We start from the raw sequence: 22345 nt of genomic DNA, 5'->3' as shown, positions 1-22345 counted from the left end.
CTCAGCTGTTCACAACCGAATCCTGCAGCTCACTGTCGCTGTCAGGCAATCCCGCGACTGCCAGGCTTTTGGCCAACGCCACCAGCTTTTGCCTGATATTCGGGTCTTCGATGGCGATGAATGCCTTGTTAAGCGCCAGCCCCTCCTTCGAGGACAAAAAGCTGTTCAATTCATTCGTCGCGCCGTCGATCGGTCCGGAGCCGCCGTTCTCGAAGAAAAAGCCGACGGGCACACGAAGAATCTCGGATATGCGCTGAAGACGGCTGGCGCCTATTCTATTCGTTCCCTTTTCGTATTTCTGGATCTGCTGGAAGGTAATACCCAGAAGTTCGGCCAAGCCGTTCTGAGTCATCCCGAGCGTCTTTCGCCGAACGCGCACGCGGTTGCCAACATAGACGTCAATCGAATTCGGCGATTTAGCCTTCATGTGAATAAGTCTCCCGCTTTATCAGCACGCCCGGCTGTATAATGGAGAGTTTAAGCAAGAATGCAACTAAAAGTAAATATTTCGTAAGGATTTTTTTCAGCAGCGCACACAGTAAAAACAACCTGTGGATTATCGCAGCAGCGCCATTTGGCGCGGGTGCACCTGCGTTCTCTATCGCGCACCTCGCAGCCAGCGAATGCTATCCGAAATCACTGCCGCTGCAACACCCTCTCTGAGAGGTTTTTGCGCAACGGCGATCATCGACTTGGCGAAAACGGGAATTCTTCCGACATACTCAAAACGAACATTGTCGAAGCCGGCATCCAGCAGCAGCGTGCTCAGCGTGTTTTTCCACCAGAACTTGATATGCCCAATGACGAGGCACAAAGGTGCCCAATTGCCGACAAGAAGCCAAAGATATTTAACGGATAAATGTATACTGCTGGATTTAGACAGCTCGATCGAAACCCCTTCTCGCGCGCCGGAGAAGACAAGCTTGCCCGATAATTCGTCGTCCGCATATGCGAAACAGCCGGTGGGGAAACCGCGGGTTCCCGTGGTCTTCTGGTTGCTGCTGACGATTTCCCTCTCGCTGGTCATGGGAACGGTGCTGCTTTCCAACAACATGAAACACCTAAAGACGGTTGGACATTATTTTGGCTTCGATCTCTTTCCCCAGGAGGTCAGACCGCCTCCCCCCAAAGCCCTTCCCCGCCCCACACCACCGGCCACCTTCACGCTTCCATTGCATATCATCGAACCGCCGATGGTACAGACCGCGTCGACTTTCCTGCGGACATGGCGGATATCCGGCGCCGCAATGTGTGCGGCGCTGCGCAATGCCGGCATCGAAACCAGCGACTGGGCGGCGGCAAGTTTCAACGCCGATACATTTGAATGCTTTTTCGAGCAGAGCGGCAAGCGGGAGAAGGATCAGCTCCCGAGCTCTATCTTCGTCATCGTTCGCGGCAACGCCGCCGGCACGATCAACAATATGCGCGTGAAAATCATCAATCCCGAGACCGATGAAAATGGCCAGCTCGATCCCGGCATTCTGCGAATTTTCGAAATCATGCTGCAGCAACCGCAATGGCTCGATTTTCACGAGACCCTGAACGCGATCAAGAATCTGAAGGACATCAAGGAAGACGGCTTCGGAGCCAGTATCGGCTTCACCCGCGAGGTACTCAATCCCGGGAATTACAACTTCACGCTCTCGCTGGATGCGACTTCAGGACCTCAGAAAAGTACCAGAAATTATTTTTCCGGCAGAAGATGGCTGCCGTTGCCGGACCCCGCAGTCGAGATCGACAGCGCGCAACCGGAATCAGTCTCCAAACCTCCCCATACCGAAACGCCGGCTGAAAGTCAGGAACATCGGCATTAGGTCTTCGGCTTCATGCCATGCACGGACTGATCACGCCATGTGACTCGCATCGTCGTGATGTCTGGCCATTATCTTGTAGAGCTCTTTCAAACTGTCCGCACTCGGCCGTTCGGTGCTGTCCCCACCCGCCAGACGCCAGACACGCTCGACATTGAGGTCCTGCGTGACTTGAGCAAGGTCTTCGTTCAGCGAGCGAATGACGACCTCCGATCGGCGCAACCGCCACGACATTCTGACCAGCGCTGCGAACGGGAGGAAAATGATGCCGATGATGCCGAGAGCAAGGACCGAGAACTGCCAGTCATCGAGAAGAGACAGACCGCTTCGAACGGTCGCCATAAAAAAAACGGCATTTTGAAATGCCATATGAAAATAGCTCATCAGATAGCTGGACCAATCTTCCATCACGAGCGCCCTCCCCGAGCGGTTTATATCTTGGAATATGCTGAAAAGTCTAGCAGACACCAACAATATCCCCTGCGGGGAAAGTATATTTTAGGTTGTATTACTCTGCTGAATTGAACGCGAATCTCATGGGTCGGTGCCGACGAGTCCGGCCTTTCAAATTCCACCGCGGACATGAAAAAAGCTAACAGTGAGAGATAGAATGAATAGAAGACGTTTCCTCGCCTCGGTTCCGCTCGCTCTGTTGTACGTCCGTACGGGCCAGGCCCTGGCACAGGTGCCTGCCGCTGCAGGGCTGCGCGTCCTTGCCGACAGGAAGTCGTTCCGATTCGGATCGGCAATCGACCTGCAAAACATCAACGATCCAATTGCTGCCGAGATCTACATCGACAACGTCAATTCAATAACGCCACGAAACGAGCTGAAGTGGAATTCGACGGAAAAGAGACCCGGTGTTTTCAGCTTCGGCAGCGCCGACCGCATGGTTGCATTTGCACGCAAAAACAACATGAGGGTTTATGGCCACACGCTGATCTGGTATCGCGTCCCGGGCTGGGTCTCGGACATCACCGACGCAAAGACCATTCAGGCGGCGATGAACCGTCATATAAAACAGGTTGTCACTCGCTATAAGAACTCGATCGATGCATGGGATGTAGTGAACGAACCGTTGGAGTATGATGCACCGGATCTGCGGGATTGTGTTTTCCGACGCCTTCTTGGCGACGATTATATCCGTATGAGTTTCGACATGGCGCACCAGGCCAATCCGGGCGCGACGCTGGTGCTCAACGAAACGCATCTGGAGAAAAAATCCGACGTGTTCGAACAGAAGCGCGCGCGCATCCTGAAAATCGTCGAGGACCTCGTCGCCAAAAAAACGCCGATCAATGCGGTGGGGCTGCAGGCGCATTTCCGCCCCGGCCTCGACCGGATCGATCCGGAAGGAATGGGGCGCTTTTGCGCGGCGCTGAAGGACATGGGTGTCGGCGTTTTCATCACCGAGCTGGATGCGTCTTGCCACTTCCTGAACCGCGACAAAGCCTTCACGCCGGCATCCTACGCCGATATTTTCGGTGACGTGATTACCGTTGCCGCCGAACATGGTGACTTGAAAGGCGTGACGGTATGGGGCATGTCGGAAAAATACGGCGAGCCCGATGAGAAAGCGACCGATCCCGCTGCGGCTTGCACGAAGCGCGTTAATCTTTACGACGAAAACAATGCGCCAAGAAGTGCGGTTGACGGTATCCGGCGGGCAATAGAGGCGATGTGATGCGCAAGACAACGGAGACGCAAACAGATTCATGAAAAAAGCCGTTATTTATGTGGAAAAATTTTTGCCTGCCAGCCAGGCATTTGTTCTCAACCAGGCGGTAGCGTTTCGTTCTTTCGAAGCTGAAATCCTTGCTGGCTCGCGAATTTCTTCGGCCCATACAAAAAAATCCACTGTTCCGGTTCATGACATCCGTCGGTCGCCCGTTGCACGGGCCGGTGAACTGCTTCTGAAAATCCCGCAGATTGGCCTTCCTTTCCTCTTTCCCGCGATCGGCAAAGCCGATCTCGTTCACGCCCATTTTGGCAAGAACGGGTATGTCATCGGTCCATTGGCGCGCGCCGCCGGCAAGCCGCTGGTCACGACGTTCCACGGCTTCGACGCCACCTATCGCGGTGACCCGAAAAAGCCGGGCGGCTTCAATCAGGTGCGTTTCTTTGCAAAGGGCCGGAGCGAGATGGCCGGCTGGAACAGCTGGAACATCGCCGTTTCCGATTTCATCCGCGATCGGCTGCTGGCGCTCGGCTTTCGTGCCGAACGTGTCTATCGCCATCACATCGGTATCGATCTCGATCTCTTCAAAATGGAGCCCCGTCCGCGAAAAAAAGGGCTCGTGGTTTCAATTGCCCGCTTCGTCGACTATAAGGGCCATCGTTTCATGATCGATGCGCTTTCGCGTGTGGCTGCTGCCGGCACCCCTGTCGAATTCGTCATGGTCGGCCAGGGTCCCTTGAAGGAGGAAATGGAAGCACTGGCGCGTCGTTCCTTGCCAAGCGTCACGATCCATGAAAATCTGTCGCAGACTGAGATAAGAGACCTGCTCGCCAGTGCGGAGCTTTATCTTCATGGAAGCGTGACCCTCGACAATGGTCACGCCGAAGCTTTCGGCCTCGCCAATCTTGAGGCGGAAGCCGTCGGCACCCCGGTTGTCGCATTTCGCTCGGGAGGCGTGGGCGAAGCGATCGAAGAGGGGAAAACTGGTTATCTCGTGGAGGAGCGGGATGTCGCGGGAATGGCCGAGGCAGTCGGAAGGCTGCTCAACGACCAGGCTCTGTGGACAGCCTTTAGCGCGCGGGCACCGCTTCTGGTGGCCGAGCGTTTCGACTTACGTCGCCAAACGGGGATGCTCGAGGACTATTACAGTTCCGTGCTAGATGAATTTTCCAGCCGGGGTCGGACTTGATGGTGCAGACAGGAAAAAAGCCGAAGTGGGGACTGAATGTATTTCGGCCGCTGCGGAACAGCATTGTGACGGCCAAATGGCTCTACTATACGAAATTCTGGGGAATGGACATCGATCCGACGGCAAGCTTTTCCTTGAGCGTTCGTTTCGACAAGACCAACCCGAAGGGATTGCATATCGGCGCGGAAACGTACGTCGCCTTTGAGGCTGCGATTCTCACCCACGATCTCACACGCGGGCTCTACCTCCACACGAGGATCGGCAAGCGCTGCTTCATCGGCGCCCGCAGCATCATTCTGCCCGGCGTCGAAATCGGCGACGAATGTGTCATCGGCTCGGGCTCGGTGGTGACCAAGAACGTGCCGCCGCGCTCGCTCGTGGCAGGCAATCCGGCAAAGATTATCCGCAGCGATATCAAGATCATTTCGCGTTACGGACGCATGGCACGCGAAGACGAGACGGTCTCGCAGATCGTGACGCACTTGCCGACTGGAGAAGCACGATGAAGATGTTTGCCTACCGGGGGAAACACGAGAATTTTGGCGACGAACTGAACCATTGGCTCTGGGAGCGTCTGCTGCCCGGCTTCTTCGATGAGGACGAAAGCCAGCTCTTTCTCGGCATCGGCTCGATTCTCTACGACAATTTCGACCCGAACATGCAGAAGATCGTCTTCGGCTCGGGTTATGGCGGCTACACCAACCCGCCGAAAGTCGACGGCAACTGGACCTTCTATTTCGTGCGCGGAAAGAAGACCGCCGAGGTCCTCGGCATTGATCCGAGCTACGCCATCGGCGATTCGGGCATCCTCACGCGCAGCTGCTGGGATGCGAAAAGCATCGAAAAACGTTATCCCGTGTCCTTCATGCCGCACTACGAAAGCGCCATGTACGGCAGCTGGGATAAAGTCTGCGATCTCGCCGGCATCCACTATATCGATCCGCGCTGGCCGGTGGAAAAGGTTCTAACCGAAATCAGCGCATCGCATAAAGTGGTCTCCGAGGCGATGCACGGCTGCATTATCTCAGACGCGCTACGCGTTCCCTGGCGGGCGATCCGGCCGATCGCGCCGGGGAACCGAGCCAAGTGGTACGATTGGGCAAGTGCGCTTGATCTGGAGATCGACTTCGACCCGATCGGCCCGTCAAACGTCGTCGAAGCAGGCGCGTCACTGGCACGGAATAACACCTATCTTTTGAAGAACATAACGTTCCGCCACCGCCGCATCCGGCAGCTCACCGGCAATTATGTCTTCGGGTCAACGGTCAAGACGCTGCAGCGGGTAGCAGAGAAGCCGGGACAATTAAGTTCCGACGAGTCCATGGTAAATGCGCACAACAGAATGCTGCTGGAACTGGATCGGCTGAAGCAGGATTTTTCCAAGAAAACGGCAAGCGTCCTTTGACCCTGCAAACCCGATTCGTGACGAGGCGATAAGGCATGATCCTTTCTAAACTCATCGACACCCTCTCTTCCCGCAAGGGGGAGAAGTACTTTGGATGGGCGCTTGGCCCGCTTGAACGGTCAGTGTCCTTGACGTGCGGAGCCGTTCGACCATGAGCAGTGTTACCGACCGGCTGATCCAGGGCAGCATGTGGCTGAGCCTGTCCCGCGCCATCGTCAACGGGCTTTCGGCGCTCAGCACCTTCGTTCTCGCCTGGTACCTCGCACCGTCCGATTTCGGTCTCGTTGCCATTGCAACGACGATCCAGATCATCCTGAGTTCCGTCACCGAACTCTCGCTCAATCAGGCGCTCATCCGCCACGAGGACCCGAGCGAAGTTCATTTCAGCGCGGTTTGGACGCTGAGCGTGACAAGAAGCGCGATCCTGGCTTTGCTGTTTGCCGCCAGTGCCTTTCCAATTGCCGAATTTTATAACGAGCCCCGGCTGACAAGCGTCATGCTGGCTTTGAGTTTCAGCTTGCTTCTGAGCGGCCTGGCCAATCCACGTCGCGTCATGCTCCAGCGTGATCTGATCTTCTGGCAGGAATTCGTTCTCAACGTATCGCAAAAGCTGGTCGGCTTCGTCGTGACGGTGGCAATCGCTGCGATCTACCAGAGCTATTGGGCTCTTGTTCTCGGCACCCTCGCCTATCAGGTTACCAATATCATCGTTTCCTATACCGTCTTGCCGTTCTGGCCGCGCATAACCTTCCGGCATGCGCGGGAATTGTTTTCGTTCTCGCTTTGGCTGACCGCAGGACAGATCGTCAATACGCTGAACTGGCGGATCGAGTATCTGCTGATCGGCAAGATGTTGGGTGCCACGCAGCTAGGCCACTATACCGTCGGCAACACCCTATCGACGCTGCCGACCCGTGAGGCGACGGCACCGTTGAACCAGACGATTTATCCGGGCTTTTCCAGAGTACGCAACGACCCGGTCCGGCTTATCGCCGCCTATCAGCGCGCGCAGGCGCTTTTGGCTGCGGTGGCGCTTCCGGCTGGAATCGGCATGGCGGTCGTGGCTGATCCGATGATGCGGCTCGCCTTGGGAGAGAAATGGATTCCCGCCATCTTTATCGTCCAGGCGCTCGCATCGGTCTTTGCTCTGCAGACGCTCGGTTCCCTCGTCCAGCCGTTGGGCATGGCAAAGGGTCATACCAAGTTGCTGTTCATCCGCGACGCCCAGATGCTGGTGGTCCGCGTTCCCATCATCATCGTCGGCCTGATGATTGCCGGACTTCCAGGCGTCGTCTATGCGCGTGTGTTGACGGGTTTGATTTCCACCGCGGTCAATATGCTTCTCGTCAAGCGACTGATCGGCCTGCCGTTCTTCCAGCAACTCGGGGCCAACTTCCGCGCGCTTGCCAGCGTCGCATTGATGGCCGCCGGCGTCTGGGGACTGTCGCATGTCATGAACATGCCGACCGATAAGCTGGGCCTGGCTCTCCATCTGGCCATACTGGTCATCACCGGCGGTATTCTCTATGTCGGTTCCAGCTTTGTCCTTTGGCTCGCGATGAAGAAGCCAAATGGCCCGGAAACCGAAGTTCAGCGTATCTTTGTCAAGTTCCTGTCAAAAGCCAAACGTATGGCCTTACCCAAGTCGGCCTAAAAGCTAAAACGAACATCAACAAGAGAGGCAGAATGACCAGCCAATCCAGAACGGAGCTGATCGCAAAACTTAATGGTATGATCCATGATTGCCTGAAAGACTATGTCTCACGCGATGAACCGCTTGCAATCCTCGATTTCCCCGACATCCGCAATTGCGGCGACTCCGCAATCTGGCTGGGTGAAATGGCCTATCTGAAGGATCGCTTCGGCAAACGCCCGGACTATGTTTCGAGAACGGCGGACTTCTCCGCAGATGAACTAAAAAAACGCGTACCGACCGGTCCGATTTTCATTCATGGCGGCGGCAATTTCGGCGACATCTGGGTTTCCCATCAGGATTTTCGCGAAGCCATCATGGAGCGTTTCCCGGATCGGCAGATCGTCCAGTTCCCGCAGTCTATCCACTACAGTTCACCTGAGCGCATCGAGCAATCCGCACGCGCAATCGCGCGTCACAAGAATTTCGTCCTGCTGGTGCGCGATGAAGAATCGAAGGAATTTTCCGAGAAGCACTTCGACTGCGCCGTCCGGCTATGCCCCGACATGGCCTTCGCCATCGGGCCGCTGCCGGACAGGGCAACGCAAATTTCCGTCCTCGCTATGCTGCGAGAGGATGCGGAAAGGGTTGGCGGCACCGATCGCAAGATCCCTTCCGATATTCCCGTGGAAGATTGGATCACCGAGTCGAAACGCAAGGTTGATATCGCCAAGAAGTTAGGGGCAGCTTCGGCTTTCCTGGCACTGAAGCCGAGCGAAGTGGCATTGCGCAAGCTGGACGCCGCAGCGCACAACCGCTTCGAGCGCGGCATCAGCCAGATTTCGCGCGCCCGCGCCATCGTTACCGATCGCCTGCATGTCCATATCTGCTCGCTGCTGCTTGGCCGGCCGCATGCCGTATTGGACAACAGCTACGGAAAGATCCGCCGCTTCATGAATGCGTTCTCCGGCGGGACCGACCTTTCATACAAGGCAACATCGCTTGAAGATGGAATCGAGTGGGCGCGTCACCAGGCCGGGCAAGGAGCGCGCGGATGACGGAGACGCTGCGCGCTTGCAGGATCAGGAGGTAATCCGATGACACTTGTCACCTTCATTATCCCGGTCCGACATCAGGACAATGCCCGCGACTGGAGCAGGCTGAAGGCAAATCTGACCCAGACCGTGGCTTCCATTTCCAACCAGACCAATGGGGACTGGCGCGGCATTATCGTGGCAAACGAAGGCGCCGATCTGCCTGACCTGCCGGAAAAATTCTCCGCCGTGCGTGTCACCTTTCCGCCGAACGACCTGCATGAGCTTGGAAAGGGCAGCAAGGAAGACTTCCTCGATGCCTTCCGGGCAGACAAAGGCCGTCGTGTTCTCAGTGGCATGTTGAACGCCACCGACAGTCGCTTCTTCATGATTGTCGATGACGACGATTTCGTCAGTTCGCGAATCGTTCAGCACGTGTCCGAAAATCGGGACGCCAACGGATGGACGATCGACCATGGTTATATCTGGGACGATGGCGGCAACTTCCTGTTTGGCCACGACGACTTCAGCCATCTCTGCGGTACCTCATTGATTATTCGTGCCGATCTCTACGAACTGCCGCAACGCTTTGAGGATGCTTCGCTCGACTGGATCAAGTCGATGCTGGGCAGCCATGTCCGCATAGCGGATATTCTTGCGCAACGGGGAGCGCCGCTCACGAAGCTTCCCTTTCGCGGGGCGGTCTATCGGGTCGCCCACGGGGGATCGCATAGTCAGGCACCGAGCCTGCTGCGACAGTATTTCCTGAACCGCGGCGTACTCACCAAACCGCGGCGGTGGTGGCGCAATCTTCGTAAGCTGAGGATGGTCGGCGAGGGTCACAGGCGCGAGTTTTTCGGTAAGACGCGGTCGAACCCCGCGTAGGCGCCGATCCCTCTCGAACATCGCACAGGCAGTCAAAATATGAAGCTTTTCTCTTTCGACTTCACCAAGAGGGTTGATAACTGATGTCGGATCTATTGGTCAGCGTGCTTTTTTCATCCTACAATGGCGCCAGCCGCCGGCTGCGCCATACTTTGGATTCCTTGGTGCGCCAAGAGCTTCCCCATGATCGGTGGGAACTGATAGCCGTCGACAACAATAGCAATGACGGCACGTTTGATCTTTTGGAAACCTATAGCGACAAGCTTCCCATCACCATCCTGCAGCAGCGCAAGCCGGGAAAGTCCGGCGCGCTGAATATGGCCTTGGATCGGGTGAAGGGGGATCTCGTCGTCTTTACGGACGACGATGTTCGTGCCGAACCGAACTGGCTGAAAGCGATCGTCGACTGCGCCGCAGCCCATCCGAGTTATGGCGTCTTCGGCGGCAGAATCGTCCCTGAATGGGAGAAAGAACCAAAAGACAGGTTTATCGAATGGATTCCGATGGGATCCACCTTTGCGATAGTCGATGACACCCAAAGCGGACCGTGTGACCCGACGAAAGTCTGGGGCCCGAACACGATCGTCCGGCGAGAGCTGCTCGGAACAAGCGTGCGCTACCGCGAAGATATCGGTCCTCTTCCCGGAAAGATTTTCGCCATGGGTGAAGATGCGGAAATCATCATTCGCCTGGCGGCCAATGGCGCCAAGTCCTATCGATGCGCCGAGGCCGTGGTCCATCATTGGATTCCGGCATCGAGCGTGACGGAGGATTGGGTACAGAAAAGAGGTGAGCGGCTTGGCTACGGCATGCCCGCGCTCTTTCCCGACGAGGTGCCTGGAGGGGTGAGGTTAAGCGGAGTTCCGCTTCCGACCTGGATCGAAAGCGCACAATGGGCCTTCCGGGCAGCAATGCTTTATCTCCTGCCGCGATCGAAGAAACGTTTCTGGGCGATCTGGAAATATTATTACATGCGTGGCTATCGCGCCGGCATTCGCCGATACGTTTCTCAGACGATGACGCAGTAATCGATTGCATAGGAGGCAGTAATTTGAAACTCTCGGTGCTCATCAAAAATATATGGCAGTATTTGCGCCCACGCATCGACAGCGTTCTATCGCAGGCCCAAGACATCGGTAAAGGCGTGACCCGAATCGCACAGGGAAGCGACCCGACCGAAATGAGGTCCGGAGCATCACATGAGCAAAGTCAAGGTTACAATACTGTTCTCAACTTATAACGGCGAGAAGACTCTGCCAACGATGCTTGACGCACTGTGCGCTTCAACCTTACCGAAGGAAGAATGGAAAATCGTTGCGGTCGACAACAACAGCAGCGATGACACTGCAGCAGTCTTGAATTCCTATAAGGAGCGGCTTCCGCTGGAAGTTTATTTTGAGCCAAAACAAGGTAAGCAGTACGCATTGACTTTGGGCTTCCGCCATCTGGAGGGCGAACTCGTCATTTTAACCGATGACGACGTCATTCCCGCGCCGGATTGGATCGAGCAGTTTCTCACCTTGGCAGATGAGCAGCCACAGTTTGCCATATTCGGCGGCTTAATCACGCCCGAATGGGAGGAAAGGCCTGCACCGTGGTTAGTCAAGTATGGGCATCTGGGGATTCTTTATGCGCTAAATGGCGGTCTACCCGAGGGGCCGATTTCAGCGGCATTGATATCGGGGCCGAATTCGGCCTTCCGTCGTTCCATTTTAGGATCCAGCTATATCGTTCACGACGGCCTCGGCCCCGATGCCACTGTCGCTCAGTTCCCCATGGGTGAGGATACTGCTTTCGCTCTCAGGTTGGAGAAGAATGGAGCCAAGGCTTTTCACTCGCGGCATCCCGGGGTTCGGCACATTGTCAGGAAGGGCTATGTGAACGAAGGCTGGGTTTTGCGGCGCGGCGAGCGTTATGGCATGGGCTTGGTTATCGTTCGGCCGGACCTCTTCGACAGAAAAACGAAAATTGGCGGTCTGCCCATCGCTAGCGCCTTGAGATGGCTTCTGATGGTGCCGGCCAGCTTCGTCGTCAAGAGATTTCCGCCAAGCGGCGTTCGCTTCAAATTGCTCTGGGCGCAGTCGGTGAGACAGGGGATCCTGCGCCAATTTCTCAAGCAGCGATCTACGATGAATAAAACGATCTACTCTCAGGTCGGTGCCAAATGACAAAAGCACTAAACCGCGGCATCGACAGGAAGTGCTCCAGCTGCGGAGGCAGCGGGCAGGATTTTCGCACGTCAGGAGGCGAGTGGGTTTGATGACGGATCCGAGAATTAGTGTCATCTTTTCGTCCTTCAACGGCGCCAGCAGACGGCTTCAACAGATGCTGGATTCGATGTTGGGGCAAAACCTTCCAGTCGAACAATGGGAACTGATTGCCGTCAACAACAACAGTAAAGACGAAACACAGGAGCTTCTCGACCAATATGCAAAGAAGCTTCCAATTGTTGTTGTTAATCATACCCGCCCAGGCAAATCAGGAGCTATGAACGCAGCTCTGGCGATAGCTCGAGGAGCGCTGATCGTTTTTACGGACGACGACGTCGAGGCAGATGCGAACTGGTTGAGTTCGATCGCTGCATGCGCGGAGGCGAACCCGGATTTCGGCGTTATCGGCGGCCGAATTCTTCCAAATTGGGAGCATTATCCCCATGGGGATCCGCTGTTGGACTGGATTCCCATGGGGTCAACCTTCGCCATATCCGACCAGGAATCCAGTGGCCCATGCGACCCGACAAAAATTTGGGGTCCGAACACGACCGTGCGTCGCGAATTGCTTGGCAGCAACGTTCGATTCCGCGAAGATATCGGGCCGCTTCCAGGAGGTCTTTTCGCAATGGGAGAGGATACGGAAATTGTCAGCCGCCTATCCCGAAGCGGCGTGAAAACCTATCGGTGCGCCGAGGCCATTGTTCATCATTGGATTCCAGCCTCTAGCGTGACAGAGGCTTGGGTACAGAAGCGTGGGGAACGTCTTGGCTATGGAATGCCAGCGCTCTTCGCCGAGGACATTCCAAAAGGTATAAGGATCGGGGGAATCCCCTTAAGAACCTGGATCGAGAGCGCCAACTGGGCGGTTCGGGCAGCCCTCCTTTATCCGTTGCCGCGATCAAAGAAGCGGTTCTGGGCCATCTGGAAGTACTATTACATGCGTGGCTACCGCGCCGGACTTCGCCGATACGCACCGGCGGTAAATCATTCTGGTCGACTAGCGCAGGAGGTCGTGCATTGAAAATATCGGTGCTTATCAACAATTTCAATTACGGCCGGTATTTGCGCCCATGCATCGACAGTGTTCTTTCGCAGGTCTATCCCGACTTCGAAGTGATTGTGGTCGACGATGGCTCCACCGATGATTCCCAAGAGATTCTTGCTTCCTATGGCGAGCGGATCCTGACCGTATTGAAGGAAAATGGCGGCCAGGCATCGAGCTTCAATGCGGGTTTTGCGGCCGCAAGCGGCGATATCCTCTTTCTCCTCGATGCCGATGATGCGTTTCTGCCCGGCAAACTTGCTCGTATCGCCGAGATCTACGATCGCAACGAGATCGACTGGTGCTTCGACCGGGTGACGACCGAGGAAAGCGACCAGCCTCCTGCAGAGTTGCAAGTGACACTGTTCGACAAGCGGGACACGCTTCGCAGGGGCGGCTTTCCCTCACTTCCGGTTCCGACATCGGGCTTGAGCTTCCGCCGCAATCTGCTGTCCCAGATACTGCCGATGTCCGTCGCGACAGACGTCGTCCTCAGCGACAATTACATCAAGTTTGCAGCCGCCTATCTGGGTCGCGGCGCCATAGTCGAAACACCGCTGACGTTTCAGCGCATTCATGAGTCGAACCGCTACACGGGCACGAGCAGGGCAAAGACACTGCGCCCGCGGATCATGATCGCGACTGGGCTGGAACTGGCACGCCGCTATGACGGGTTGCAGGCACTCGGTAAGAGCCTGGTGGCCGGTGGAATTGCCGAAACGACATCGCTTCTGAAGCTCCGGGGCGAAGCTCGCAACACGGTGGCCGGCGGTCCGTTCGGCGATGCTGCAGCGACCGAAGTGGCCTTGATGGCGGCGCGCAAGCGTTTGGGAAATATGCTGCGGAGAGGACAGTCATGAATCAGCAAGAGACTTTTCCGCATTCATCCGTCGGCACAGAAGCAGGCGTCGCACCACTGAAGATCGCCGTTGGTGTGCTGACCTATCGGCGCCTCGACGGGATTGCCAAGCTGCTTGACGTCATGACGCGCCAGGTCAGGCACCCGGCTCGCCCTTATCATCTCACCATGGTGGTCGTGGATAATGATGCGGCCGGCAGCGCAAGGGCCACGGTAGAGAGCTTTGGCCAAACAGGTGCCTACGACCTGATCTACGTCATCGAACAAAACCAGGGCATACCCTTTGCCCGCAATCGCGCACTGGATTCGGCACCTCCAGGCACTGACCTCTTCTGCTTTCTCGACGATGACGAATGGCCGGTCGACGGCTGGCTGGATGCGATGCTGGAGACACGGGAGAAAAACCGCGCCGATTGCGTCTATGGCCCCGTCCAACCGGTCTATCCCGAAAACCCGCCGGAATATTTCATCAAGGCAAGGGTGTTCGAGCGCAAGAAGAACAAGGACGGTCAACGCATTGCTTATGCGGCATCGAACAACGTCATGTTCGACTATCCCCTGATCCGTTCATGGAATCTGCGTTTCGAAGAGAAGATGCGCTTCACCGGGGGCACGGATTACCTTTTCTTCAACCAAGCCATCCGCCGTGGCATGCAGATCTTCTGGGCTGACAAGGCGCTTGTCCATGATATCGTTCCGGCCAGCCGGATGACCTGGAAATGGGTATTGCAAAGACAATATCGGCTCGGCAATACCTTCGCCGTCAGCGAGGTCCTGCATGGCAACCTCAAGCGCCGGATCTATCGCGCGGCCTATGGCGCCACGAGAGTCGTGCTTGGGCTGGTCATGCTGCCGGCGATCTTGATTTCACCCTATTGGGGCATGCGAGCCCTTACCCACGTTTTACGCGGCGCGGGCATGGTTAATGGGATTCTCGGACATGCATACCAGGAATACAAGCCCAATGCCGCTCTCTGATATTGTTTACGCAGGCGCCCTTGGAAGAGTTCTGAGCGTTATTATGTTCGAGCTGAAACATCACAAAGATTGGCTGTCCATGAACATCAAGGCTTCAATCAACCGGGCCAAAAATGGTACACTTCTACTGAACTATCGTGACCCAATCGCTGTTCGAACAGAACGGTTTTCGCCCTTATCCATCGGTCAAATATAGGAGATGCCTGTTTATGACTGAGAAAAAATTGAAGGTTCTCGCTGCCTCGTCGGGAGGCGGCCACTGGGAACAGCTGATGGCCATGCGCGGCGCATTCGATGGCTGCGATATCGTCTTTGCAACGACCATCCCGGGACTGCTTGCAAAATACGACATTCGGGGCGGACTAGTCCTTCCCGATTGCAGCCGCGACTCGATTACCATGTCGATCCGGTGCTTTTTCACCGCCTTCTCCATCGTCATCAAACACAGGCCCGACGTCATCATCTCGACCGGTGCCGCACCCGGCCTTTTTTGCCTGCTGGCCGGCAAATTGACGGGCAAGCGGACGATCTGGATCGATAGCGTCGCCAATGTCGAGAAGCTGTCCCTATCGGGTAAATTGGCCGGCCATATTGCGACGCTCTGGCTCACGCAATGGCAACATCTGTCGAGGCCGGATGGCCCCCACTACGCAGGAGCTGTCCTTTGATCCTTGTCACCGTCGGAACGCAGCTGCCGTTTGATCGCCTCGTCAAGGCTGTCGACACCTTCGCAAACGAACTGTCGAAACCGGTTCTGGCGCAGATCGGCAAGGGCACCTACACGCCACAGAATATGAAATGGATCAAGAATATCGAGCCCAAGGACTTTGACAACGTCTTTCGCGATGCAAGTGTCATCGTCTCTCATGCGGGAATTGGCACCGTGCTTACGGCCAAGCGTTTTGGAAAGCCGATCATTCTCGTTCCCCGACAGGCGGCTCTCGGCGAGCACCGAAACGATCATCAGCTCGCCACGGTGAGCCAGCTCGTGGGCCGGCCGGGCATCTATGTCGCACACACCGATGACGATCTCCGGAACTATCTGCTTGAAGAGCTGGATAGCCCATCTCACGAAGATTCGTCGGAAGCCGGTCGGGCTTCACTGGTCACCTACCTGAAAAACTATATTACGGCAGTCTGACCCCGAGAGCCGTCATAGCCTTTGACGCTTACCAGCGAATTTTCATTCTCCGCAATTGTTGCCGGCGATACGTTTGACAAGCTCAGGCGCAATGATTTTGGAGGCTATGTCGGGCAGAGGATGCGCGCCATCAGGAATTGCCGTGGCCAGATCATCCGGCGTCAGACGCTCCCAATTGGGCCGGTGGTCGACAAACTCCAGACCACGTTTTTGCGCCTCCGCCTGATGTGCAGAGACGTAACTGTCGACAAAGGGACGGATCAGCCCACGCAATCCTGAAAACGGATTCATGGCCATGACGATGATCCGCGCTTGCGGCAGGCGCTTCTGAAGCTGGTCGAGGATGTCGCCGATATTCTTTCGGCTTTGTGCAAGCGACACGAACCGATGCAATGTCGCATCATTGGCGTAGAGCTCAATCAGGATGATATCCGGCTGCTCGGCAACGACGCGATCAATCTGGGTCAGAGCCCATAGTGACGTTTCACCGCTTTTTGCAACGCTCTCGACCTTCACCGGCTTCTGCAGGCAGGCTGCAAGCTCTGTCTCAAGGGCAGGCTGCCATCCCCCCCGCGCCGTCAAGGATGTTCCGAAGGCCACTATTTTCAGCGGCACGGGACTATCGGCATAGCCGTTCCTGACCGCCGAAAGCATTACCAGACACGCCAGAAACAGAACCAGTCCATACGCCGGTCGCCTCTCAGTCGGCACCGCTCGCCAAAACTGCAAACATATCATGAGGAGACCTTGCAGCAGGCTTGAGACAATTTCGTGAAATGGCCGCGCATGCCTGTTCGAGCAATGCGAAACCATCCAATCCCCATCCTGGCGGATGACAACGGCTGCTTTGAAACGTCGGGCTATTAACGACGCGAAACAGCCGCCAATCACTCCTGGCGAAATACGTGCTGCATCTGATCGGTCAGCGGCTTCGTCAGATAGGATATCACGGTCCGATCGCCGATCTTGATGAAGACCTCCGCCGGCATGCCGGGATAGAGCTTTATCGTCTTCATCCTGGCAATGCTTTCAGCTTTCGGCTTGACGCGCAGGGGATAGTAGCTGATGCCCGTGCGCTCATCCTTGACGATATCGGGCGCGATCGAGGTAATCTCACCGCTCACATCAGGCGTCGTGCGTTGATCGAAAGCGCTGAAACGCACATCGACGGACTGGCCGACGTGAACCTGGTCAATATCGCGGGTGGCGACTTTCGCCTCGACCGTAAGCTCGTTATTTTCTGGAACGACGAGCATCAACGTCTGACCGGGATCGATGACACCGTTGACGGTGTGAACCGAAAGTTCGTGAACTCGCCCAGTCAACGGTGCGGTAATGTCGAGACGGTGCAGCTGATCGACTGCGGTTCCGCGCCGCTCTTCATATTCGGCGATCTGCGCCTCGACGTCGGTCAGGTCCTTTGCGATCTCCGAACGGCGATCCTCATCCAGCTGAATCGACTGGCGATCGATCTCGATTGCCTTACCCTCGGCCTCCGCCTTAGCTGCGATTTCTTGGCCGCTGTTGCCCTGGAGATCGGCGCGGGCGCGCTTGAGCGTATTCAAACGCTGAAGCGTGACGAGGCCCTTCTTGTAGAGCGTATCAATGCCCTCAAGCTCCTGTTCGATCAAGCCCAAGGCATCGTTGGTGGCATTGATCTGAACGACCAACCCCTTTACCTGCTCGCCCAGTTGGTCCTTGCGCGATGCCAACTGGCTCTTCATTCCGATAAGCGCCGTCCTGCGACTGTCGAACAGCTTCTGCTCGCCATCGAGAAGCTTCTCTGCGGAGGTGCTGGATGTCAGATCCCTGATGTTTTCCTCGACCTCGAACGAATCTGCCCCGATTCGTTCCGCCTTCAGACGGGCGCGGCGCGCATAAAGCTGGGCGAGCGTGCTTTCCACAATCGAGAGATTCGCTCTTGTCGTCGTCCCATCGAGCCGTATCAGCACCTGCCCTGCCGTCACATGGTCGTTTTCGGAAACCAGCAATTCCGACACGATACCACCTGTCAGGTGCTGCACCTTCTTGACATCGCCGTCGACGACGATCACGCCCTCGCCGATGACGGCGCTCGAAAGCTCTGTCGTCGCCGCCCAACCGCCAATGCCGCAAACGAGGGCTATCGACAATACACCGACAACGGCAACATGCCGATTGAGGGAGCGTTTCGATTCACTGATAACCTTGCTCACAATCTTCCCTCTGGCCTATTCGGCCGCATTCATGCCGTCGACCACGACTTTAAGCTGAGCCACGCGCTCGGCGATCGGCGTGCGCGCCGCTTCCGGCCTGCTGACTCTCGCCAGAACTTCCTCTTTGGGACCGAACGCGATCATGCGGCCGTCCTGCATCATCAGCACGAAGTCGCAGACCGCCAGAACGCCGGACCGATGCGCGATGACAACGACAATGCCGCCCCGCGCCCGCACGCTCATGATCGCAGCACTCAGCGCCCGCTCGCCTTCTTCATCGAGATTGGAGTTCGGTTCATCGAGCACGACGAGGAATGGTTCGCCGTAAAGCGCTCTTGCAAGCGCGATACGCTGTCTCTGGCCAGCCGAAAGCGCAGCACCGCCTTCGCCGATTTCGGTTTCGTAACCGTTCGGCAGACGAAGAATCAGATCGTGGACACGCGCCGCCCTCGCCGCGGCAACCACCGCCTCAGGCGACATCTCCTTCGCGAAACGGCAGATATTCTGGGCAACAGTCCCCGAGAAAAGCTCCACATCCTGCGGCAGATAACCGATATGCCGGCCAAGTGCGTCACCGTCCCACTGGTCGAGTGCTGCGCCATCGAGGCGAATGGATCCTCTGACGGTCGGCCAGATGCCCATCATCGCCCGTGCCAAGGACGACTTACCCGAGGCACTGTAACCAATGACCCCAAGCGCGCTCCCCGCCCTCAGGCCGAAGCTGACATCGGAAATGACCAAGCGCTGACCCGCCGGCGGCCCGCTCGCCAGTCCTTCGACGGTGACTTGCTTGGTAGGAGCCGCGAGGGCAAGGGGTGCTGGAATCTCAGGAATGGTTTTCAGCAGGCTCGAAAGCCGCGCCCAGCTCTGCTGAGCAGAAACGAAACCACGCCAATTTCCGATCGCCGCTTCGACAGGCGCCAGGGCGCGAGAGGTCAATATCGAGCCGGCGATGATAATCCCCGAAGAGGCCTGCCCTTGAATGACCAGGATTGCGCCGGTCGCGAGCGTTCCCGATTGCAAAGCAATACGGAAAATCTTCGACAAGGTCGCATATCCATTGCCGACATCCGATGCCTGCCGGGTGATGGTCCGGTATTCACTGTTCTTGCGGTCCCAGATTTCGGCCATCGTGCCCGCCATGCCCATGGCGTGAATAACCTCGGAGTTGCGGATCGAGGTCTGCGCGAAGGCATTTCGCATATTGGCGGAGTCAGACTGCTTTTTTGAGAGCGTACGCGTTCCCTGATTTGTCAGGAACGTCAGGATGGCGAGAACCAGCGATCCACCGATCGCGATATATCCGATCGCCGGATGAAAGAGAAAGCAGATCACGATATAGAACGGCAGCCAGGGCAGATCGAACATCGCTGTAGGGCCCATGCCGGACAGGAAGGTTCGGATCTGGTCGAAGTCGCGCAACGGCTGAAGCCCGTCGCCGCCGATTTTGACCTTCAACGGAGCCTTGATCAGCGCCCGGAACACGCGCCCGTTCACCATCTCGTCAAGCGCTCCGGCAACACGCACCAGCATCCTGCTTCGCAGAACCTCGAATGCTCCTTGAAAGGCGTAAAGCATTAACGCAAGTATTGCCAGGACAGCCAGCGAAGGTATGCTTTTGCTGGGAATGACCCGGTCATACACCTCAAGCATAAAAAATGAGCTTGTAAGGTATAGGATATTGATAAGCGCGCTTGCTATTCCAATGAAAACAAGCCCCCCCTTGCATTTCCTCAATGCTTTGGACGGCTCGCTGACATCAGCTGCTGAACTCTGAAACACGAAGTAATCCCTCTCTTACCGCATCGCACGAAAGCAAATATGCCGCCGCGCACTCTAGCTCCGGGTCCATCACGCCCGATCGATGACACGACTGCCTTGGACCCCGACACCGGCGCCGGACCCGCTTGCAAGCCCACGACCTATTACATGAATCCAACCAAAAAGTGACCAAAATTCCAATTTATATCGAGCGGCTTCAGGGATTCTGACTTGACGCTACGCTAAATATACCAACCTAAGCAAGTGAAAATCGCAAATTGCCCAACAACGGCGCAGAGGGATGAACGTGTTGCGCGCATATTCGCGACGTTTACTGGGGCGTTAACTATAAATTCAATCTATAGTTCATTTTTCCTTTGAACGGCGGAAATATTTTTTTATCCGCATCTCCCCGGCCTTCGACCGCCGACACCCCTTCACATAAAGCTTTCAAGTCTTGAACAGCGGGGCCGGCGCTCTCTAAATTTGACGTGATTTCAAACCAGCAGGTGCGACGCTTGGCTGCTATGGAACGCGTCCACATTGATATACACGCCGAGCGAGTCGGTATCGATGTGAGAAGCGCCGTCAGAAATCTTATATTGGAAGGATTCACTGACCTTTCCGCTGAGACCGGCGATTTTCACCGCATCGACCGTATAGGTGTAATCACCATCGCTCTCCACGTGGATGACGCCGTATTTCCCGGTCAGCGTCAGGCCATGCTTATCCACTGCACTGTCACCGAAGCGACGGAGCAGCACGGTTCCATTGATTGCGCTATCGTTTTCGAGGAGGTTGCCATGATAGGCGCCGCCCGTATCCGTGGAGATTTTCAGGCTGTCATGGGCTGCGACAATCCTGGGAACGGCGACGGTGGGTGCGGTCGGAACCTGCGCTTCGGCCGCGGGCGGAGGAGCGCTTGTCTGCGTCGGTGTTGACGGTTCGACCTGCGGCTCCACAACCGGCGTGGTAGGCGTCTCACTGTTGGACGGGGTGTTGCCACTCGTGGCGTCGAGTTCGGCCTGCGCTTGCTCCAGGGTCTTATTGTCGTTGATCAAGAAGGTGCTCTGGAGAGCAATTGCGACCGGCATTGTCAGGGTCGACACCACGCTGTCGATGATATTATCATAGAAAGAGCCGGATGCAGGCCTGTCGACCTTCAGCGCCGAGGACGACAGGTTGTCAAAGACATTACCATGAATATCGATATCCGTGCGTGTATAACTTGGGTAACCTGCAGCGCTGATCGACACGCCCCAGACGCCGTCATGAATATAGTTTCCACTGATATCGTAATTTGTCGCATTGCCCTGATCGCCAAGGCCGATACCGTAGGACCAACTATAGCCGCCGTATCCCGAGATGTCGTTGTCGTGGATGGCGATATTCGTGCCCGCGTTGGCACCTATCCCGAAACCGCCGCCGATCACGGTGTTGTCCTCGACTGCTGCATTTACAGCCCGAACAAGCACCAGGACGCCCTTTGCGCTATTGGTCTCAGTCTGCTCTAGGTGGTTACCCTTGATCAGGATATTGCTGCTGTCGTTCAACTGAACGGCGTCTGCCGCAGCGCCCTGGCTGTTGATGACCAGATTATTGACGATGGTAACGCCAATCACTTTATCCATCCAGATGCCGTCTCCATTTACCCCGGAAATCTTGCTGTTCTCGATGGTAATGTTCTGGCTGCTCTGAAAATTGACGGAACCGGGTTTGCCGGCAAGTCCGGTATTTTCGACCTCGACGTTGCGGACGGTCCAGTTGGAGACATTTCCCGCATATATTGCCGCACCGCCGGTATCAGCAATCTTGATGTTCTCCACGATGATGTTTGAAGCCTTCGAGCCGTGGATGCCGTCATTGCTACTGTGAATAACTGGCACATCGCCAACGCCGTAACTGCCAATTGTAATCGGAGAGCTGACAGTGCCGGAGTATTTCAGGTCGAATTGCTCGTTAAACACGCTTCCGGCGGCAAGCAGCACGCTGTCACCCGGCTTTAACCTCAAGGATTCGACAGCGGAAAGTGTCGCGAAAGCCGACTGCTCGCTCACCCCACTGTTCTGATTGGATCCTGTTGCCGAATTTACATAGTAGACGGTCACGCCGTGATCTCCCAAAGATACTGGAAAATCTTTTACCCGCGGACCTCTCTCTGCCTGCTAAAATGGAACACTAAAATGCGTTCTATCTCGCGATAATTCTTACGCTCTTCACAAAACATCTTCGTTTATCGAATATTTTGCATTGCAACAAAAATTGCGTCGCACAGTTATGTGCGATGCTACCCAATATCTCTGGTGTAAATAATATTATTCTCCACGCATCGCATATTAGTTTACGAAAATTGCGTTTCGAGAGAAACATTACTTGATAAGCAAATGTTACAAATCATGACATCAGTTTCGTCGAAAATCAGACGCCGGTGCGGGAACCGAAGCAAGACTGAGATTTCAGGCTGTAGCCCGTAGTGATTATATCAACATCTCATCTGCGAATAAGCACCTCCGGGTATTCT

At 55.9% G+C, this 22345-nt stretch carries 21 protein-coding genes and 1 pseudogene; 15 read left to right on the top strand and 7 right to left on the bottom strand.

Annotated features, from left to right (window positions below):
* Position 1: 1 nt before the first annotated feature.
* On the bottom strand, positions 2-427 hold the full coding sequence (locus FFM53_RS18855) for a helix-turn-helix domain-containing protein (RefSeq protein WP_011653108.1): 426 nt from the start codon (positions 425-427) through the stop codon (positions 2-4).
* A 171-nt stretch (positions 428-598) separates the two neighbouring features.
* Positions 599-799 (bottom strand): annotated as a pseudogene (locus FFM53_RS18850) (class I SAM-dependent methyltransferase); the annotation flags it as partial.
* A gap of 124 nt (positions 800-923) precedes the next feature.
* Here FFM53_RS18850 and FFM53_RS18845 point away from each other — a divergent pair.
* On the top strand, positions 924-1814 hold the full coding sequence (locus tag FFM53_RS18845; protein WP_138387476.1) for a DUF6030 family protein: 891 nt from the start codon (positions 924-926) through the stop codon (positions 1812-1814).
* Positions 1815-1844: 30 nt separating this feature from the next.
* On the opposite strand, the gene FFM53_RS18840 is transcribed toward FFM53_RS18845, so the two are convergent.
* Complete coding sequence (locus FFM53_RS18840; RefSeq protein WP_138386840.1) at positions 1845-2285, bottom strand: hypothetical protein; 441 nt, start codon at positions 2283-2285, stop codon at positions 1845-1847.
* Positions 2286-2421: 136 nt separating this feature from the next.
* Between FFM53_RS18840 and FFM53_RS18835 the strand changes: the two genes are divergently transcribed.
* The 14 genes from FFM53_RS18835 (at position 2422) to FFM53_RS18770 (ending at position 15868) form a co-directional block, all read left to right on the top strand.
* Complete coding sequence (locus tag FFM53_RS18835) at positions 2422-3495, top strand: endo-1,4-beta-xylanase (protein ID WP_138330274.1); 1074 nt, start codon at positions 2422-2424, stop codon at positions 3493-3495.
* A gap of 31 nt (positions 3496-3526) precedes the next feature.
* Complete coding sequence (locus FFM53_RS18830) at positions 3527-4678, top strand: glycosyltransferase (RefSeq protein WP_138386839.1); 1152 nt, start codon at positions 3527-3529, stop codon at positions 4676-4678.
* On the top strand, positions 4678-5184 hold the full coding sequence (locus tag FFM53_RS18825; RefSeq protein ID WP_003542119.1) for an acyltransferase: 507 nt from the start codon (positions 4678-4680) through the stop codon (positions 5182-5184). Before FFM53_RS18830 ends, FFM53_RS18825 begins: the two co-directional genes overlap by 1 nt.
* Positions 5181-6083 carry an exopolysaccharide glucosyl ketal-pyruvate-transferase gene (gene pssM, locus FFM53_RS18820; protein WP_138386838.1) on the top strand — a complete coding sequence of 301 codons (903 nt, stop codon included), beginning with the start codon at positions 5181-5183 and terminating at the stop codon, positions 6081-6083. The genes FFM53_RS18825 and pssM overlap by 4 nt, the downstream gene beginning before the upstream one ends.
* Before the next feature lie 151 nt (positions 6084-6234).
* Positions 6235-7737: a lipopolysaccharide biosynthesis protein gene (locus FFM53_RS18815; RefSeq protein WP_138386837.1), complete on the top strand. Its 1503-nt coding sequence runs from the start codon at positions 6235-6237 to the stop codon at positions 7735-7737.
* 32 nt (positions 7738-7769) lie between these two features.
* Positions 7770-8774 carry a polysaccharide pyruvyl transferase family protein gene (locus FFM53_RS18810; protein ID WP_138387475.1) on the top strand — a complete coding sequence of 335 codons (1005 nt, stop codon included), beginning with the start codon at positions 7770-7772 and terminating at the stop codon, positions 8772-8774.
* A 39-nt stretch (positions 8775-8813) separates the two neighbouring features.
* Positions 8814-9635, top strand: a complete 822-nt coding sequence (locus FFM53_RS18805) for a galactosyl transferase (protein ID WP_138386836.1) — start codon at positions 8814-8816, stop codon at positions 9633-9635.
* A gap of 83 nt (positions 9636-9718) precedes the next feature.
* Positions 9719-10663: a glycosyltransferase family 2 protein gene (locus FFM53_RS18800; protein WP_017961657.1), complete on the top strand. Its 945-nt coding sequence runs from the start codon at positions 9719-9721 to the stop codon at positions 10661-10663.
* 171 nt (positions 10664-10834) lie between these two features.
* The gene (locus FFM53_RS18795) at positions 10835-11803 is read left to right on the top strand and encodes a glycosyltransferase (RefSeq protein WP_138386835.1); all 969 of its coding nucleotides are present in this window, start codon (positions 10835-10837) and stop codon (positions 11801-11803) included.
* Positions 11804-11894: 91 nt separating this feature from the next.
* On the top strand, positions 11895-12869 hold the full coding sequence (locus FFM53_RS18790; RefSeq protein WP_138330269.1) for a glycosyltransferase family 2 protein: 975 nt from the start codon (positions 11895-11897) through the stop codon (positions 12867-12869).
* Positions 12866-13750, top strand: coding sequence for a glycosyltransferase family 2 protein (locus FFM53_RS18785; protein ID WP_138386834.1), 885 nt, complete (start codon positions 12866-12868; stop codon positions 13748-13750). The genes FFM53_RS18790 and FFM53_RS18785 overlap by 4 nt, the downstream gene beginning before the upstream one ends.
* On the top strand, positions 13747-14727 hold the full coding sequence (locus tag FFM53_RS18780) for a glycosyltransferase family A protein (protein ID WP_138386833.1): 981 nt from the start codon (positions 13747-13749) through the stop codon (positions 14725-14727). The genes FFM53_RS18785 and FFM53_RS18780 overlap by 4 nt, the downstream gene beginning before the upstream one ends.
* 209 nt (positions 14728-14936) lie before the next feature.
* Positions 14937-15395 carry a glycosyltransferase family protein gene (locus tag FFM53_RS18775; protein WP_129421574.1) on the top strand — a complete coding sequence of 153 codons (459 nt, stop codon included), beginning with the start codon at positions 14937-14939 and terminating at the stop codon, positions 15393-15395.
* The gene (locus FFM53_RS18770; RefSeq protein ID WP_017961662.1) at positions 15392-15868 is read left to right on the top strand and encodes a glycosyltransferase; all 477 of its coding nucleotides are present in this window, start codon (positions 15392-15394) and stop codon (positions 15866-15868) included. Before FFM53_RS18775 ends, FFM53_RS18770 begins: the two co-directional genes overlap by 4 nt.
* A 42-nt stretch (positions 15869-15910) precedes the next feature.
* Here the strand turns inward: FFM53_RS18770 and FFM53_RS18765 are convergent, their stop codons facing one another.
* From FFM53_RS18765 to FFM53_RS18750, 4 genes are all read right to left on the bottom strand, one after another.
* Positions 15911-16606, bottom strand: coding sequence for an SGNH/GDSL hydrolase family protein (locus FFM53_RS18765; RefSeq protein WP_138330677.1), 696 nt, complete (start codon positions 16604-16606; stop codon positions 15911-15913).
* A gap of 149 nt (positions 16607-16755) precedes the next feature.
* Positions 16756-18063: an HlyD family type I secretion periplasmic adaptor subunit gene (locus FFM53_RS18760; protein WP_029872369.1), complete on the bottom strand. Its 1308-nt coding sequence runs from the start codon at positions 18061-18063 to the stop codon at positions 16756-16758.
* Between the two features lie 15 nt (positions 18064-18078).
* Complete coding sequence (locus FFM53_RS18755; RefSeq protein ID WP_138330266.1) at positions 18079-19845, bottom strand: type I secretion system permease/ATPase; 1767 nt, start codon at positions 19843-19845, stop codon at positions 18079-18081.
* A 476-nt stretch (positions 19846-20321) separates the two neighbouring features.
* Entirely contained in the window at positions 20322-21932 is a 1611-nt protein-coding gene (locus FFM53_RS18750) for a right-handed parallel beta-helix repeat-containing protein (RefSeq protein ID WP_246412998.1), read from the bottom strand.
* Positions 21933-22345 lie beyond the last annotated feature (413 nt).

This window comes from Rhizobium indicum (assembly GCF_005862305.2).
Classification (GTDB): domain Bacteria; phylum Pseudomonadota; class Alphaproteobacteria; order Rhizobiales; family Rhizobiaceae; genus Rhizobium; species Rhizobium indicum.
This window is presented reverse-complemented; position numbering and strand designations above follow the sequence as displayed.